Source organism: Maribacter sp. MAR_2009_72 (assembly GCF_007827235.1).
Taxonomy (GTDB): Bacteria; Bacteroidota; Bacteroidia; order Flavobacteriales; family Flavobacteriaceae; genus Maribacter; species Maribacter sedimenticola.
Genome location: NZ_VISB01000001.1, coordinates 181310 through 199627 on the forward strand (window position 1 = coordinate 181310; position 18318 = coordinate 199627).

12 protein-coding genes are annotated in these 18318 nt (G+C 30.8%); all 12 read right to left on the bottom strand.

The window, feature by feature from the left end:
* Positions 1 to 115: 115 nt before the first annotated feature.
* The 12 genes from JM81_RS00680 to JM81_RS00740 all read right to left on the bottom strand — a co-directional run bounded on the left by JM81_RS00680 (position 116) and on the right by JM81_RS00740 (position 18268).
* A complete protein-coding gene (locus JM81_RS00680; protein ID WP_144800283.1) occupies positions 116 to 568 on the bottom strand; it encodes a DUF6998 domain-containing protein in 453 nt (150 codons plus the stop codon).
* A 7-nt stretch (positions 569 to 575) separates the two neighbouring features.
* Positions 576 to 3572, bottom strand: a complete 2997-nt coding sequence (locus tag JM81_RS00685) for an RNA-directed DNA polymerase (protein ID WP_144800284.1) — start codon at positions 3570 to 3572, stop codon at positions 576 to 578.
* Positions 3573 to 3609: 37 nt separating this feature from the next.
* On the bottom strand, positions 3610 to 4302 hold the full coding sequence (locus JM81_RS00690; RefSeq protein WP_144800285.1) for a M48 family metallopeptidase: 693 nt from the start codon (positions 4300 to 4302) through the stop codon (positions 3610 to 3612).
* The gene (locus JM81_RS00695) at positions 4295 to 5377 is read right to left on the bottom strand and encodes a helix-turn-helix domain-containing protein (protein ID WP_144800286.1); all 1083 of its coding nucleotides are present in this window, start codon (positions 5375 to 5377) and stop codon (positions 4295 to 4297) included. The genes JM81_RS00690 and JM81_RS00695 overlap by 8 nt, the downstream gene beginning before the upstream one ends.
* Positions 5378 to 8554, bottom strand: a complete 3177-nt coding sequence (locus JM81_RS00700; RefSeq protein WP_144800287.1) for a type I restriction endonuclease subunit R — start codon at positions 8552 to 8554, stop codon at positions 5378 to 5380.
* Positions 8555 to 8557: 3 nt separating this feature from the next.
* The gene (locus JM81_RS00705; RefSeq protein WP_144800288.1) at positions 8558 to 9139 is read right to left on the bottom strand and encodes a hypothetical protein; all 582 of its coding nucleotides are present in this window, start codon (positions 9137 to 9139) and stop codon (positions 8558 to 8560) included.
* On the bottom strand, positions 9126 to 9695 hold the full coding sequence (locus JM81_RS00710) for a hypothetical protein (RefSeq protein ID WP_144800289.1): 570 nt from the start codon (positions 9693 to 9695) through the stop codon (positions 9126 to 9128). Before JM81_RS00710 ends, JM81_RS00705 begins: the two co-directional genes overlap by 14 nt.
* A 64-nt stretch (positions 9696 to 9759) precedes the next feature.
* Entirely contained in the window at positions 9760 to 11013 is a 1254-nt protein-coding gene (locus JM81_RS00715) for a PD-(D/E)XK nuclease family protein (protein WP_144800290.1), read from the bottom strand.
* Complete coding sequence (locus tag JM81_RS00720; protein WP_144800291.1) at positions 11010 to 12269, bottom strand: restriction endonuclease subunit S; 1260 nt, start codon at positions 12267 to 12269, stop codon at positions 11010 to 11012. The genes JM81_RS00715 and JM81_RS00720 overlap by 4 nt, the downstream gene beginning before the upstream one ends.
* Positions 12266 to 13828 carry a type I restriction-modification system subunit M gene (locus JM81_RS00725; protein WP_144800292.1) on the bottom strand — a complete coding sequence of 521 codons (1563 nt, stop codon included), beginning with the start codon at positions 13826 to 13828 and terminating at the stop codon, positions 12266 to 12268. Before JM81_RS00725 ends, JM81_RS00720 begins: the two co-directional genes overlap by 4 nt.
* A 261-nt stretch (positions 13829 to 14089) precedes the next feature.
* Positions 14090 to 14425, bottom strand: coding sequence for a hypothetical protein (locus tag JM81_RS00730; protein WP_144800293.1), 336 nt, complete (start codon positions 14423 to 14425; stop codon positions 14090 to 14092).
* A 663-nt stretch (positions 14426 to 15088) separates the two neighbouring features.
* Positions 15089 to 18268, bottom strand: coding sequence for a CHAT domain-containing protein (locus JM81_RS00740; RefSeq protein WP_144800294.1), 3180 nt, complete (start codon positions 18266 to 18268; stop codon positions 15089 to 15091).
* Between the last annotated feature and the right edge of the window lie 50 nt (positions 18269 to 18318).

Genomic DNA, 18318 nt, shown 5'->3' on the forward strand with positions numbered 1-18318 from the left:
TTCCACAATACAAATCTTTTAACTTTTTTTTTGTAATTTTTTCAATTTCTTAGTTAGGTCTTCTTTTGTTATATTTTATTATAACAAAGTTATTTAAGCTGTTGATTCAAATAGTTTATAATACTTCAGGTAATCTTTCGGTTGCTTCCAACTTATCATTTAATTCTTTTAAATGATTAGCTGTAATAGTTGTCCAGATATTTCTATAGGATTTTCTTTTCTTATCCTTTAAAAATTTATTGATATATTTTCCTGGACCATTATATAGGACTTCCAAAGTGCCATCAGGATTTATATGGACAGCAATGTAATGTTCGAGATCAATATCAAAAGGATAATTGAAGTTGTAAGACATACTAGCTTTTATTTGAACTTTAATGTTTGAAGGTCTATGATAGCCATCGTAAGTATGTTGATTACCACCATATATTTCAATATCAAACATCTCACTTACTAATGCCTCTCCTATATCTCCAACTAACCGACCATCTAATGAAAAATCCAGTTTACCTTGAAATTGTTTTTTCAAGGATGAAGTAATATCCAAAAGTTGTTGAATTTCTTTCATATCTTAGTTATCTTTTTTCTACTTCATCATGGTTGAAGTCTGGAGGTGTATTTTTAAATTTTCTAGTATCCTGATATGGAACTGATAGTTTTTGAAAATCCCTTAATTCTTTAATGTTTAATTTACAAGTAAGTACAATATGATTTTCACCTCCTTTTAGTCTCATGACATCCTTAAGCTCTGTTTTTTTAGGTAGAGTTATTCGTGAATCCCCATAATCTGAAGTGTTTACTTGAACGAAATAACAATGTATATCCCTAGATACACTCTCTGCTATATTAGAAAAGTAATTTACGTCTTGGTTATATTCAGATGCAATTAAAACATCAACTTTACCTTTAAATAAAGCTCTATGATTTATATCTGCTAATTCATAACAGTTATAGTTAGCAAAGTGAACACCTCTCCATTTAAATAAATTGTAAAGAACATAATCAGTCTTGGGAATGTATCTTCTGCGTTGCCTTATAATTTTTTTTTCACCCGGAGAGTAATGATGCTTTAATCTTAAATTTATAACGGCATCTTTAATTCCATTATGCTCTAATGGTAAACACGTCGCCAATAAATTGAAGCAAGTCCTACCAATTGTAAGATGCTCTAACCCTGCAACAATAAGCCGTTGTTTTCTTCTAGATTCATCTGCTAGAACAGGTAACCAAGAATATGGGACACTTACTTCAGGAAGTATTAATGCATCTGATTTTTCAATTTCCGCACTATTAATAAGGTTAATGAATTGCTTTCTACGTTCGTAGCCGGTATTTGGGTTTTCAAAAATTGAGTCGGAAATATTCTTTTTGTCAATTGTAGTGTTGGCTACAGCAACTTTAAAATTTTGTAGGTTCTTACCACTTTGTGGTATTTCAAAATAATTGAAATCAATATTCTTTTGGTCTGATCCATCAGTTATTTTAAAATAATAATTTCTTAGATTTTCCTTATAGGCTTTTATTTGCGAGTTTGATATTCTTAATCTATGACTATAATTAGTCAAGAAAAATTTATCAAACATTTCTTCATAGATTTCCTTTGAAAGTTTTTTAAAGAATTTTTGATTATCATTTTCTTCAGAATTTTCTTTATAGTACTTAAGTAATTCTATTAATAAAAAGACTAGGTTAAATTCAAAAAAATATAAAAATCGTGGTGCGTATTTTAATTTTTTATCATTAAAAATTAATTCATCAGATTTAAAATTTATGATTCTTAACCCTTCATGATGTATGAAATTTATTTCCTCATTGTCAGAAATGTTTAAATAATTTAATAGAGGCGTGACAATAAAGCTATTTCTTAACATTGAAGATTTTAAATAGGCTTTTTTAATTGCGTTAATCTCACCAGAATATGTAAATGCATTTCTTAGTTTTTTGCTTTTTAATGATTCCTTTCTTGCTGCCCACCAATGATCAGAAACAAAAGCTGGGTTTAAAGCAGTTGCTAAGGCACAGCAATTCTCAAGATATATAGTTAAGTAATCTTTGACATCTTTAATATCGTCTCTTGATATAGATTCATTGTTTGGCTTTATTTTTTCAATATTTTTAGAAATTTCGCGGAAGAAATTCCAGAATGAATCCCTATCGTTTATTATAACGAAGTAAGTAAATACCTTTTCCCATGAAGCAGAAAATTCTAAGCTAACAATTCCTTTGAAAAAGGTGAGTATTTGCTCTTTTGTTAAATCAGAGTCATCCTTGTCGCTTAGTAAACTAATCTTAATTTTTTTAGCTAAATATACTGCAGCGCCATATTTACTTTGATTTATGCCTTGTACACTACGTAATTTGTTAATTGTATCTGAGTAAGAGAGTTGATATACGCTACTATCAAAATCATCTGTTATTTCATCTTCGGAAGGTAAAAACCAAAAGGCACTACTATTTTGTTCAATTTTTCTTCTGAACATATCCAAAACAGCTCTTGATTCCTTACTTTCGAATGCATAAAGTAGAATTTTTTCTTGCTGTATTTGAATATTTGGCAAACTTTTGAAGGTATAGGCATTTACGTCATCATTATCTATTTTATGGTCAAATAATCCTCTTTGTACTAAATATTTATCTAGAAAATCTTTGACAGATGATTTCCCTTTTGTTTTATTTTTGCCAATTTTAGTATTAGATAAGATGATTTGAATGTCATCTACATATCTACCATAATAAGCAGGTGAAAGTTCCTTTTTAATTCTACTATCAAATTCTTTCAAGTAATAATTGGCTAAAATACCAGAAGATAAAAGTCCAATGGGTAAAATATTATTGCCCTTTTTAATGCATATTTTTTGATAGGCGAATATTATATCAAATAGTAAATCTGTAAAGGGTAATTTTCTTTTATTTAGACCGCTGAAAAGGTCTTTGCGTAAATTTTCCTTGAATTTAGTGTCAATTTTAGCGTTGTAATAATAAGACTTTATATCCAAGGTAAGTATTACTACATCTGTGTCTTTTTCCAAAAATTCCTTCGCAATATCTAAACCATTATCTCTCCATTTTTGATATTGTTCAAAGTATGGTTTAAATAAGCGAAGCCCATCTACTACTTCGCCATTGCCTGATTCTAGCTCTAAATGATAAGCGTAATTATCTTTGCTATAGGTTTTATGTAAAACATAACCTTCATGAATAATCCACAAAACTGTAATGATATGAAGCTCAACAGGACCATCAAAAAAGTAATTTACTTTTTCTAAATTGTATTGGTTAGCACTGAAATTGTTACTTATTACTAGCTGCTCTTCTTCTCGTAAAGGAGCAAAGCGTTTTGGAGCAGTATAATATTTTATTTCTGAAAGAAGATTGTTAAAATACTTCTGTTCTTGTGCTCCATTTGGATTACTTAAGAAATTTGCTAATTTTTCTAATTTATTTTCGAAATCTTTATTGGTTTCGAATTGCGCAATTTTCTGCCTCAATAGTAAAGAGAAATTGTCATAATAAACATAGCTTTTAAGCTTTCTATACCCTATTTCAATATCTCTAATTTTATATTTTGGCATGTCTATTTCTTTGTTATTGAATTTATCTAATTAATTACTACAACTTCATTCCATACATCTTGTCGTCAAGCTCTTTCCAATTAGGAATGTGTTTGGAAAGTTCTGCCCAAAATTCTTTTGAGTGGCTCTTTATTTTTGTGTGTACCAATTCATGTATTAAGAGGTAATCAATTAAGGAGTAGGGGAGTTTAACCGCATCGATGTTTATGATAATGTCATTAGATGGAGTACAGCTGCCCCAACGTTTCTCAAGTTTTCTAATCTTGAAATTATTATAATCTAGTCCTGTTATATCACCTAATTTTTTGATTCTAGGCTTTAGCTTTTCTTCGGCTTTTAATCTTAAAAAATTTTCAAAGGCATGCTTTAATTCTATTTGATTGTTCAATGATTTAGGTAACAATACTTTGAATTTAGATTCTGTAAAATCAATCAATATTTTTTCATGGGAGTTGTTTTCAAAAAGCTCTACATAGTATTTGCGACCTAGGTATTGAATTCTTGACCCCGTAACTATATCATCATCTCCAATGGAACTCACCAGGTCTAATTTATCTAGTATCCATTTAGCTCTTTTAAGTATTAGCTTTTGAGCCTTGTCATCTGAAATGGATTTGCCTTTTAATACCACGCCATCACCTTTATCAACTGTGATATAGTGTGATTTAAGTTTTTCTTTTTCTTTAAAAGAATACTCTATAGTTTTATGTCCGTATTGAACTTTAGGCATGCCATTTGTCAATTATATATTGATATGATTCTTCTAAATCTAGAGAATGGCTTGATGCAGCCCTTCTGATATAAAATTCTTTACCTTCATTTTTATATTTTAGGAATCTAGGCTTTGAACTAGCTTCAACTGTTACCATAAAAATTTCACAAGAATTAATTTCCTCAAATCCAAAACTTAATAACGCATCAATAGGCTCTGTGAAACTAGATTTTAATAAGTTATCGAAATGAAGAGCGAACTTGTCTTTATTTTTTAAAGTTTTATAATCATCATTAAGTCCAACGACTTTTCCTTCATCGTTGACCCCTATCAAAAGTATTCCACCACCTGTATTTGCGAATGCTGTTATCGTTTTTAAAATACTTTTCTCTATAAAATCTTGGGGTAATTTCTTTTTTATACAATACCTTAAGGTAGTTTTAAATTCAAGATTTCTATTTTCTCCCTGTTTAATAATTTCATGAAGTACAGAATGGTATTCTATTATGGACTCAGTTTTAGTAGGGAAGTCATCTTCAGCTAGGGTAGGATTGTGGTGTTCCCAAAAATCGAACGGTGTATATAAAACATTGGGTTCAATGATATATTCATCACCTTCATCAAATTGATAATTATAATATTTTATGTCAATGGTCCAATCTTGTGTTTCCCATTTTTGCTTTTTATAAATAGAAATTTCTTCTTCAAGGTTTCGGGCAATAGTTAAATAGTTTATAGATTCATTATATCCAATTATCAAATACTCTTGGTCTTTTTTAAATGTACCTTCATTTTTATCACTTATTAGATAAATCCCTATTCCTAAGTTTTCAGTATTCGATGGTATTTTAATAGTATTCGTTCCTGATTTTATGCTTTTACTTCCTCCTTTATTTCTAATATGTTTTGAAATTGTATCAATGTCATTTTCACCTTCTCCAATGATATCAATTACACTGGTGTAATAATCATAAGCTTCTTTGCGACTTTGAATAGGACTGTCATTGCAAAATTCCTTTTCGAATTCTTCTAACGTGAATTCATCTGTTCCTAAATCTTTAGCTAATCTTGCTTTTACGTTATACCGAATCATCTATTCCTTATTCTTTATTAAAACTTCCACCATTTCCTTTGCTTTCATCTTAGCATCTTCACGTTCTATTTTAGCTGTAGTCAAATAGCGTCTAATCTTATTTTCAATATCCTTTTTGACTTGTCCTTTTCGCTGCCAACCAACAATGTTCAGTTCTCCTGTTATAAGGTCGAATATAGTTTTTGTAGCGTCTTCTGCATCTTCATTGAACAACACCTTCATTGAATCATATACCGCTCTCTCACGCTCTGTGACGAAGCCTTTTTGTTCGCCCTCTTTTTGTTGATCTATGATTTCATCTTGTATCTCTGTGTAAGCTTTTAATAGTTCTAATTGCGTAATACGCTCTTCGGTTTTCATCTTTAATAATTCATCAAGCCTTTGTGCCAATGGCTTATAGAAGTCAGGGTTCTTATCCAATCCTACTTTTATGGTATGCTTTAAATTATTTCGCATCTTCAGCTCTTTGGTGGCCGGTGAGGCGTTCATAATCTCTTCTTTGAATTTATCCTTGTCTATAATAGATATTGGTTCTGCCAGTAAATTTTCAACCCCCTCAGCTTTCAAATGCTCATCTATCATAGCTTGAAGCATCTTACTTTCGTCTTTGGTAATTTTCAGCTCCTCATCGTCCGGATATGCGTTTCTAGCTCTTAACTTAATCTCATTAAAGAGTTTAAAATCTCCTTGGTACTTTAATGCCTTGGTATTGGGAAGGACAATATTTATAGACTTATTAAAATCTTTTAATAATACCTTAAAATCATCACGTTTATTAATTGGTTCTATAAACCTTACTGCGGCATCTATATAGTTATCACGCTCATAGTTTTTGTCAATTTTCATTTGCTTAAAGAATTCTACCAACTTGGTATGGTTCATAACCAATTTGGGAAACTCTTCATTGATATTTTTTAGAATATCATCTGGTCTTAAATCTCCTGAAAAGATTTCCAACGCCTGAATTAAATAAGCTGTGATTCCGTTATAATCAATAATATGTCCTGCATTCTTGCCACTTCTAGAGCGGTTTACCCTGGCAATGGCCTGTAACAGATTATGTTCTTTTAATGGCTTGTCTAAGTATAGACATGAAGCTATAGGTGCGTCCCAACCGGTCAACAACATGTCAGATACAATTATGAAAGCGGTATTGTCATACTTCTTTTTTCCAGATTTCTCTTTTTCGTCTGTATTACCAAAGGGTAATTTAAAATCATTGGTAGCTTCTTTAATGTCTTCAGGAGGAACGACTAGAACAGGTCTTTTATCATTTGGATTTTCTTTGTTCCACTCTAGAGTTTCATAGTACATTTTTGCGATAGCATCAGACTTTGGTGAGCCTATGCTAATTACCACCTTCGATTCAAAATCATGAAAACCTTCAGCTTTGAGCGATTCTAATACTTCTTGATATTTAATAGCTGCCTCTCTACCACTGCAGACTATCATGGCTTTATGACCATCTGGGTATATCTTTTTGCTGTAATGATTAATCATATGCCTACCAATAACATCAACACGTTCTGCCGATAATTGGTATTTGCGTAGAGCCTCCCTCTTTAGTTTGTCTTTTTTATCTTCTGATAGGTGACCAAACTTGATTTCGAAATCTTTATCTAGTTCCTCTTTTTTGATGTCTAGTTTAGCAATTCCCTCATCATATAAAAGCTTGACAGTTGCCCCGTCGGCTACTGATTCTTTAATGGTATAGACATCAATATATTTGCCACCATAAAACTCGGCAAGTGTAGATTTGTCTTCTTTGGAAATAGGTGTTCCTGTAAATGCTATAAATTTAGCATTAGGTAGCACTGTTCTCATGAAAGATGCCAAGAACCCATAATGACTACGGTGCGCTTCATCAACAAGAATATAAAGATTCTCTTTTTTAGAAAGTTCTTCCAGTTCTATTTCTTCTCTCTCTATTTCTACCCATTTGCCTTTTTGAAGTTCTTTGGTAATCTTGGTGAGGGTTTTGTCATTTATATGTTTTTCAATCATTAGATTTCCACGCTCTTCCAACTCTGTTTGGTCGGTAGAAGAAGTAGCTTCTTTATCTGTTTCTTGAAATTTCTGTATGGTCGTTGTAATGATACCACCATAATCATTACGTAATAATTTATCTAGGTGAACTACAGATGATGCTTGGTTCACGTTCTTGAAGCCTACATTTTGGAATGTAGTGGTAATCTGCCTGTCCAAGTCTTTACGGTCAGTCATTATGAGAACCGTAGGGTTGTTAAAACCATATTCTGGTGCTTGCAGTTTTCTAGTTACATATGCCATCGTTAATGATTTCCCTGAGCCTTGTGTATGCCATATCACACCACCTTCACCTTTTTGTAATCGAGTAATTGTTTTATTAGTTGCTCTTAGCTGCTGGTATCTAGGAAGTTTTTTTATAGTACTACCTTCTTCTAGTTCAAACAATACAAAATGACGAATGATATCTAATAACCTCTCTTTTTTAAAAAGTGCGATAATCAACTTGTCCTGGTCTTTTTGGGCTTGATTGATGATATCGGTATCTTCTTTACTGGTCCTAAATACAGAATAAAATTGCTGGGGAGAATTTATTGCTCCGTACTTTCCACCAACATCCCAAATACCGGCACATATTTGATTAAAGTGAAATAGCCTTTCTGAGTTCTTTTGGTAATATTTTAAATCACTATAAGCTTTGTCCCAAGCGTTTTGTGCTGTTGGTGATTTACATTCGATCACGCCTATGGGTAGACCATTAATGTATACCACCAAATCTGGTATGGAGTGTTGAAATCTACCATGATACTTCATTTGGTTTACCACTAAGAAGTCATTATTGTTCGGGTTCAAATAATCAATGAAGTGTACTGGTCTGTATTCTTCAATTCCTTCAATAACCTGTTTAACAGAATAAGTGCCACCTCTAATTATTTTCCAAACCTTTTCGTTAATTTCCATTAGCGATGCCCCATTGACCGTAGTTAATTGAGAATACGCCTTGTTAAGGTTATTGTCATTGATCCATGGGTTTATACGCTTAATAGAAGCTAATAGTCTATTTTTTAAAACTACCTCGGTGATATCTTCTCTTTCGTCTTGGGTGCTAGCATTAAAATACTGATAGCCCAATTGTTGAAATAGCTTGATCGCTGGTAATTCGCTATTTGTGAATTCTCCGTTATTACTCATATTTTATACTAAATCGGATAATTTAAATTTTCCTTCCAAAGTAAATTCCCTAACGCTATTATTGAAAATATTTTTATCTTTTGTAAGTTCAAACCAATCATACCAGACAATTTGGTAATTATTAAGATGTTCTATCCTCCATATATCTCGTAACAATCTCTGTAGGTATCGTGGAACTATTATTTCATCATTATTTATGCTATAAACTTTTCTTGATGTTTTGTTGGAATCTATTTTGTGTTGTTGTTCATGAAATTCTATAAAGTGAATTTTCTCTTGGTATATGATAACGAAATCTACAGATATTTTAGCGATGGAGCGAACCACTTTAATCTCTTCGGGTAATAGTGTTAGCTCATGAATACATTTTGCCTTTTTACTAGCAGAAAGTTTATGGTTTTTAGAAATTGTTTTAATTAGTTTTTTAACGTTTAAAGTTTTGGATGCTAAAGAACTTGGTAAATTATAACTTTCCTTAATGATTTCTGCATCTGGGAAAAGTTTAATGAGTGATGCAAGAAAGGATAGTTCCCTAACTTGATTATTTTTTGCGTTATTATATATTATTACCCTATTTTCCTCCATAATAGTAAAGCATTAATTCTAAATTCCTAAGTTTCAAATTAGGATTATGTTTTAAGCATTCTGTAAGCCATTCATTCATTTTAACAGTATAAAACAATACTTTACTTATTTCACCGCCAGGTATATACTGTAACCTCAATGATCTATTAGTTTTAAATATCCTGGACCATGCTGTAATTACTCTACTATCGTAAATAGGTATTACATCTGGTGCAATGAAATGTAGTGTTTTGGAAGTGCCAACAACACTATTGTTGATTACAGGTGTTAATGCTTTAAATAGCCAATCTATGTCTCCCTTGTTTTGCTGTAATTTTTTAAGTTCAAGAAATAATAAATTTTCTTTACCCTTTAATTTTTCATAATGTATGGTAGGTATGGTAGGCATCCAAGAGTATGCAAATGCGACAATTTTCCAAAAATCATCTATTGATTCTAATTTATGATTTAAATATAAATTATATGAATATTGATACCACTCTTGATTTTTATGGTTTTTTAAATCTATAGATACAAGCTCCTCAATATGTTTATATAATTTGAAATCAAGCTTCATCAATAATCGATAGTTAAAAGTTTAAATAATGTTAAGTGGATTTACTAGTATTAGATTTTAGTCTCTATATTATTACACTCAATTTCTCTTTACACTCAATAACCCATGGTTTAATAAGTTCATTGTTGAGCTCTTCAAATTTCAATTTAAATAGTTCTAGGGCAGGTTTATCTTCAGAATAATAATCATCTATATTGAAAATTGGAGCACCACATATACTCGGGTATTTGTCTGATGTTTTTTTATTGTGAAAATCGACTTTTAGCTTAGTTTCCTTAAAACATTCAAATAATTTCATTTCATCAAAAAGTTTTTCTTTTTTGGTTTGTATCTCCATATGTTTTTCTGGGGACTTAATATCTCCAAAACCAAACTTCATCCAAACTGCATGCACTTCAAAATATATAACTAGGCTGAAAATATAATCCCCATCTCTAGATTTCGCCTCTGGATAATAAAATAGATTTAGTAGTTCTTTGTTATCTGGTAATAGATAGATTACGTTTTCATTTCCTGAATCATGACTGATTTTAAATCCTTCTAATCCAACTGTAGTTATATGATTTAATATTTGGTTTCTATAAAGAGACAGGTCCTGTTGGTTACTAATGATAAAATCAATTACTTTTTTATATTTACCATATATTTTTCTAGCCAGTTTTATTTCATCACTAGTTTGTGTTATATCTTTTTTTACCATTGCAACATATTGATTAATACTTTCTTTAACTGTAGGAAATGCAGAGTTTATTATGTCTTTATTATTTTCTATTAATGATGTTATTTGTCGATAATTAATGTTTGTATAATATTCACCACCTCTAAACTTAAAATGCTGATTTGAATGGTTGGGGGTAAGTGTGAGAAATATTTTATTGGGCAAATCCTCGTAGTTCTTAACTATAAAATCATGATATTTTTTTAGCTGATGTTCAGCAAAGCCGGCATAAATCTTATTTTCAATACAGATTACAAAACCTAAAGTCTTATTTATGATAAGAATATCAATGTTGTTAACAGATTCTCTGTATACATTTGTTTCGGTTAAATCCGCTAGCAAAAGGTTTGTGTATTGTTCTGGTTCTAGAACTCCTCTTTGGCGAAGTAATTTGAACAAAGCTTTTAAAAAAATATCATTCAGTTTGTGAGATTCATTAGGGTCAAACAACCAGCCTAAAAAATTACTATGCCTTATTTCTCTGTGCTGAATACCTAAAACATTGAAGATGTTAAAAGCAGATAAGGATGTTTTAATAGCATCTAATTTAGGTTGACAATCAACAACAAACTTTTCCAAATTTTCGGTGGTTATGTTCATACTTCAGCAGTTAATTTCACTCGAACCTTACCTGTTAACAGCTGCTGCATTAAGCCTGTTTTGAGTTCTTGATAATTGTTTTTCTTCTCTGTTAATATGTTTAATTTTCCATCGACAGAATTTAAGATAGCTGCTATTTTATTTTGCTCTGAATAGGCTGGTAATAAAATATTTAAGGATGCAATTTCTTTCGTATTTACTACTCCTTGTGTAGAACCTGCTGTTTTCTTTCTTACCTGTTTTTTAATGACTGCCGAATTAAATTGATATTTTAAAAATTGCGGATTTAAGGTTTCTTTAATTGGTCTAATAACGATTATATTGAGACAATTTGATTCTTCAAAGTTTTCAGGCACTAGAACAGCCTGACCACTTGAACCATGTCTTGCAACTAATAAATCACCTTCAAAAATCTGTGATTTTTTGTTTTTCTCATGAAATTCAGTAGTTACATATTTTAGATTGTTATATTTAATTTTGCCATTAGAAAGATTCCCTGTACGCAACATCAACACCCCTTCTTCTTTTTTACAATAGAATTTTTCACATGTACCAACAAATCCAACATTAAGTTTCTCACATTCATCTTTTAGTTTCATATTCCCCCAACTCTTAGGAATCTTACCCAAAGGAGAATCTTTAAACTCGGTATGACCAATGCCTTTGGTTAACAGGCGTTGCATCAAGCCTTTTTTTAGTTCTTGGGTTTCGCCAATCTGTTGGTTTATGATCTCAATTTTAGCATCTACCGTACTTAGTATTTCTGCTATTTTTTGTTGTTCTGGGAGGGGTGGAACAGGTACGTTAATTCCCGAAAAATCAGATTTATTTAGTAATGGAACAGCTTGAGTTCCTGCAAGTGACTTTATATATTTTGCCATATACCCCATTACGTAATAATAGAATTCAGCAAAATTACTTTCATTACAAATTATGCTATTAATTTGTTGATTGGTAGACATCCATGAATTAGTCATTCCAATTTTACCTATTGTTGAACCAATACAAGTAATCATTATTGATAAAGGGGGTAACTTACGTGTTGTATCAAAACCTAATTTAGATAATTGTTTATTCGTTTTGTTAATATATTTTCCCTTACCTAAATCTGCTGGAGAAGCCCATAGAACACCTTTGTCACAATAAAATTCAGTATTATTTGACTTAGGTGTATTTCCAGTAACGACTTCGCCTATATTCTTGATATTATCATATTTCCAATCTGAAGGTAGATTTTCTTTTAACATTTCCCTCATATCCCCAACTCCTTTAAAAATCCAGCCAGTTTCTTATCAATTTCTGCTTCTTTGACTTCTAAATCCGCTAAATTCTGGTGTACTGCCTTAATATCTACAATAGGTTCTGGCTCGCTAGTATCAATAAAACGAGAAATATTTAAGTTGTAATCGTTATCTGCAATTTCTACTAGTTCTACAATACGCATGTACTTATCAACCTCTTTAGCATCATCATAAGCGTTTACAATTTTAGTAATATGTTCTGGTAAAATTTCGTTTTGATTTTTACTGTCTTTATAATCGCTACTGGCATCTATAATTGCAACCTTGTTTTTTTGTGCCTCGGTTTTGTTTTTATTAATAATCCAAATACTTGCTGGTATGCCTGTATTGTAAAACAAGGCACTTGGTAGACCTACAATACCCTCTACCAAATCTGCTTCTAGCAAGGCTTTACGTATTTTACCTTCGCTGCCGCTTCTAAACAAGGTGCCATGTGGTAGTACTACACCAGCTTTTCCATCTTGTTTTAACACCGCTATCATGTGTTGTAAAAAAGCCAAATCTGCATAACCACGTGGCGGTATACCGTATTGAAAACGCCCAAAAGGATCGCTTACCACTTTGTTGTAGTTAGGGGAAACTTTCTTTTCTTTACCGTTCTTGTCCAGCTTCACTTCAATGGAGTTTTCAGCAGGTGCCCACCAAGCGTCCATAGAAAACGGAGGATTTGCAATTACCCTGTCAAAAAGGGTTAGTTCATTATTTTCATTTTTGTGTTGTGGTGTAGTTAAGGTATCACCCTTTCTAATATCGGCATCCATAAAGTTATGTAGCAGCATATTCAGCTTGCCAATTGCCCAGGTGCCCAAGTTTTTTTCTTGTCCAAATAAAGAAACATTAACGTTGTTGCCAACTTTACCATTAGGTTGCTGCGCAATGTAACGGGCAGATTCTATCAACATACCGCCAGAGCCGCAGGTGGGGTCATAGACTTTTTGCTTTGGTTCTGGTTTTATAAGTTGTACAATTAATTGAACTACACCTCTTGGTGTATAAAATTCGCCACCCTTCTTACCGGCATCATCAGCGAACATCTTAATCAGATACTCATAAGCATCACCTAACAGGTCATTAGAATCTAAATGGTCGTTGCGCAGAGAGTGCTGGTTAAAGTGCCTTAATAGCCTTTTTAATAGTTCATCGGACAGCTTTTCTTTGTCACCAAATTTTGTAGCCGTCATAACGCCCTCTAAAGAGGTGTTTTCTCTTTCTATTGCAGCAAAAGCTTTATCTAGAGCTATACCTATATTCTCGGTATGCTTTTTAATCGTTTCCCATCTAGACTCTTCCGGTAACTGAAAATAGGTGTCGTCTTCGGCATCTTCTCTAGAAACATTATCACGAGCCATAATGGTTTCCACTTCTTCTTCAAATACGTCATTTGAACGCTTTAAGAACAACAATCCAAAGATGTAATTTTTAAAATCTGAAGAATCAATGCTTCCTCTTAATATATTGGCAGAATCCCATAACCAGGATTCTAGGGTAGACAAGTTTAATTTATTTTGACTCATGAAAGGTTATTCTTGATTTAGTATCGTAATGTTTAAAGATATCCAATTCGAATAAAAATCTTACGCCCAAGTATGAGTAAACTTCATGAAAAAATATAAGATTGGGTTACGGTTTTCCGTAACAGTCTATATTAAGTGATAAGATTTGTTGCTTATGTGTTGTAGGAGAGTGTTTTATATAAATATAGATTTATATAATTATATAGAAATTTGAGGTATTTAGTTGGTTTTTTTTGTGCGATAGAAATTTTGCGGCTCCGCTTATAGAAGCTTTTCTATTTCATGAACTCTTTTTCCGATTCGATGTTTTATTTCTTCTTCATGTTTTTTAAAAAAGCTATGAATCATATTATCCAAAACCTTTCTTCTGCTAATTTGCATAAGATTAGCTAATAACCCAATTCTGTTATTAGATAATTCGCTTAAACTTTGATTTGTAATTCCGCTAAAATCTGTGTTTGGATGCTTCTGGCAAAGTTTTTTCTCTAACCCCATATATGTACAATAAAAAAGCGCGGAACTGAACCTGTTAGCACCGAAGGTATCGCCAGACACCCCATCACCAAACAAGAACAGCCCACGCCAGAGCGTGGGCATTAGTCTTGATTTAAGTGATGTGTTAAAACTGGCGATTTTATCGGTACCTAATCAAAAGCTAAATGCTTTTATATTTTATTTCAAGTTATGTTCCGTATCTTATAATTAATATTTTATTCAAAGTTAACATAAATTGGTAATTGTATTAGCAGGGTCAAAAATTAGAGTAGGAGATGAGTAAAGAGATAGCTAATACTGATATGGATGATGTGATTTGTAATTACATAGAGGCATATAAGATGGTTTTAGTTGACACCTTGGATTTGAAGTATCTCAAAGTACTAAATTTTACTTTCTGGCTTTAGAGCCTATTGAAAATGCGATTGAGTATTTCAAGAAAGTTTATAGTTTTGATTTATTTGAAGTTTATGTTTTAACAGCACCTTCTATTTATAACCTGTATTGCTATACTGAGAAACGCTTATGGATAGAAAAACATCTGGGTATGGAAATGGTCGATCGTTTAATTATCTCAAGCCATAAAGGCTTAAATAAAGATAATTATCTAATTATTGATCATTGAGAGGGTAGGGGCAGGAAAATTTTGAAGGTTAGCTCTTGCAATTTGGAAGTGTTGAGTTTTTGGATTTGACTACAGTATTTAAAAAAAACATTGTGATTAACTTAATTTAGGATAAAGACTCACAAAAAAAATATAGTAAATTAATGTATTAAAATAAAAGAGGCCCAGTAGTAAGGATCTTTATATTTAATTTTAATTTTATTTTGAGTCTTTGCGTGCGCATCTTGAAGTGTTAATTTTTTGTCGATTAAGTTTTTATAAAAATCTGTCATAAACTCTTCGGTTACCTTATCATCAACTTTCCAAAGGGATAAAAGTAAATTTTGTACGCCAGCCATTTTCAAACCTCTTTGTAGACCAAAGACCCCTTCGTTATTGCCAGAATCTCCTAAAGCAGTTTCACATGCAGATATAGTTGCGAGATAAGTATTATTTAAATTGAGATATGAAAATTCATTTGCTGTTAATATACCGTCATTGTTACTTGCTGTCAAATCTCCACCATTAGTCCAAAATTCGTTAGCTCCAGATAAAGCTATTCCTGATCTGTTCATTGGGTCATTATCTTCTTTCAATAAAGACCAACCTAAAAAATAGCTTCCAGATGTTTCTTCTTTCTTAATGGGGGGAAGGTAGAAAGCATGTGTAGCTATATGTAATAAATCAATTTGATTTTCTTGAAGTACTTTTCTAATATTTTCTTCAGAAGCATGGATGTTAGAATAGATTGAGGGTTCTATTTTGTTTAATTTTAAAATTTGTTCTAATTCGTCAATTTCTTTTTTAGTCCCAGGTAATTCTTGAAAAATTGAGCTTCTTATAGTTTTTTCTTGTTGATTTGGTAGGTCATTTGTCAATAGGCTATTATATGTTATATCTCCAAATATAGCAGCATTATTAATTTTTTCGGCAATTGTGATTTTAGAAATATCTTTAGTGCTTATTAATTGAAATAATTTGTATTGTTCTCCTAAAGAAGGGAAAGATTCTTTTTTTCTAAGAGTAGAAAATGAAATTTTATTAAGAATTCCTGCAGGTGAAAAATATATTTTATTAATTCCATTTAATTTCTTTTCAATTGGTTCCCATATTAAATTATAGAGGTTATCACCTCCTAAATTATAAAGTTTGGAAATTTTGTCCTTTTCATTATAGGAATTCTTTTGTGAGGTTTCTATTATTTTATTAATCTCTTTTTCTTCAAATAAGTTTACAAATATGGGAGTTTTAATGTTCTTTTTTAGAATGAATGCGGCGTAATATATTTCTTGATTTTCTTTTTCAAAATAGTAAGGTTTAAATTTAATAAATTCAATTGCTGCTTCACCATCTTTTAGTTGATTTTGGACATCATTCCAAGTTTTGATAGAATTATTAAGATTAACTAAAATATCTTCTTTTGCATATTTTAAAATTTGCTTTTCGTAATATCTTGCATAATCCATTAAAGAATCTTTTTTTTCAGTATCAATTTCTTTCAAAGATTTTTTAACAGTCTTCAGTCTCTGATCTAAACTTTTCAAAGTTGAATTTTGGCTTTTAGAGACTGTCTGTGATATTAAATTTGATGTATTTAAAAGCAGTGATTTTGATAGTAAGGCTACATTATAGCCGCCACCTACTACTAATCCAGAATTTTTTTCTTTTTTAGATAAAAAATAGAAAATTAAATTAGAGTTATATAAATTATCATCAATTGATTTTTGTCTTGAAGATTCAATTGAATTGAGTAAATAATCAAAAAAATCATATGAATAGCCTTGAAGGTATTTAAGCATGTATTCATCAGCAGTTGACTCATTTTTTATTGATTCGTTTGTTATTGCCAAATTTGCGTAACACAATTTGATTAAATCACTTTCCATTATATCAAGTGAGGCGAAATAATCTTTTAAATTTGTTTTAAAGTCTGAATTATTACTTAAGTCAGTAGGATTACTTTTTTTTGCAATAGCAATATTGATTTTATTTTTTAACGTTTCTAAGGTTAGACTTGCTAAATCATATTGTTGGTTTTGAACATATAAATCAGCAAGAAAAAGGTCAATCGAAAGGGGGTAAGAACTGTTGTATTTTTTATTTTCAATTTTTATCCACTTATTAAACCTTTTTTGATATTCGATTGCTTTACTATATTCACCTAAAAATTTATAATATAATGCGATATTTCCGGATATAGGTTCGTAGTAATTACCGTGACTTAATTGAATTTGAGCATATTCAATTGCCTTATTTAAGTTGCCACTTTCAAAATAAAACGTTTCATAAAGTTCTTCGTATTTAAATCGTTGATCACTTTTTTTAGCTATAAAATTAATTTTGTCATAAATCAATTTTGCATTATTTAAATAATAGAGGGCTTTGTCAAAATTTTGTAGTTTTAAATGAGCCGAATGAATATTTAAAATAATTGATTCAAAAATTTCGAGTAATTCTACTTCAGGGATGTTATTGAAATCTTTTCTATTAAGACGTTGTAATAAGGCTTCAGATTTATTAATAGCTTTGGTGTAAAATCCATTACTTATAATTAATTTAAGTCGCTTTATTTCGTCAATTATGAACTGCTTATTTTTAGTTATCCCCAAATAATTTATCCAAATTTTATATCCAGTTTTATCGTACCCGAGGCCAAACAAGTCATAATTATAACTATTTAAAACCCTTTCTTTTAAGTCTTTTTCAATTTGTAAAAATTCTTGATTGTAACTATCATTTTGTTCTTTATTAAAATTACTTAATTCTCCATTTATCTGCTTTATACCTAAATCATTGATGTTTTGGAAAATAGAAATGTATTTTATTAAATCATCTTTATTTTCTTTAAAATTGAATTTTTCAGTTTCAATTTCATTTTTTAATGTTTGTAATTTTAAATTAGTATTATTTAGGTTATACACTGATGACTCATCTCCTTCTAACAGTCCGCTAAATAAAATGCTTTTAGTTTTTGACATATAGTAAAACCACTTTAGATGTTCTGAGTCGAGTAAGTGCTTTACTTTATTACTTTCATTTTGTACGTATTCTGATAGTTTCATGTCTAAATTTTTAGAGGCATGAGCTGACAGTTCTATTAAATGTAGATTATAGTATTTAAGGAATACATCTAATTCATTTAGATTTTCAGTTTTTATGATTTTATTTTTAATTGGATTTACAAGTAGAAATGCTTCATTAATTTTTTTGTTATTCATTAATTCCCTACCTGTCAAAATAGCTGAGTCTGCTTCAGATAATAAATTATTCTGTCCGAAAATAAATATTGGTATAAGTACTAATGTAAATAATATCAATAATTTGTTTAGAGATTTTATCATGGTTATTATTGGTCCTAATTGGTTGTGTCATTTTATTTTGATAATATTAT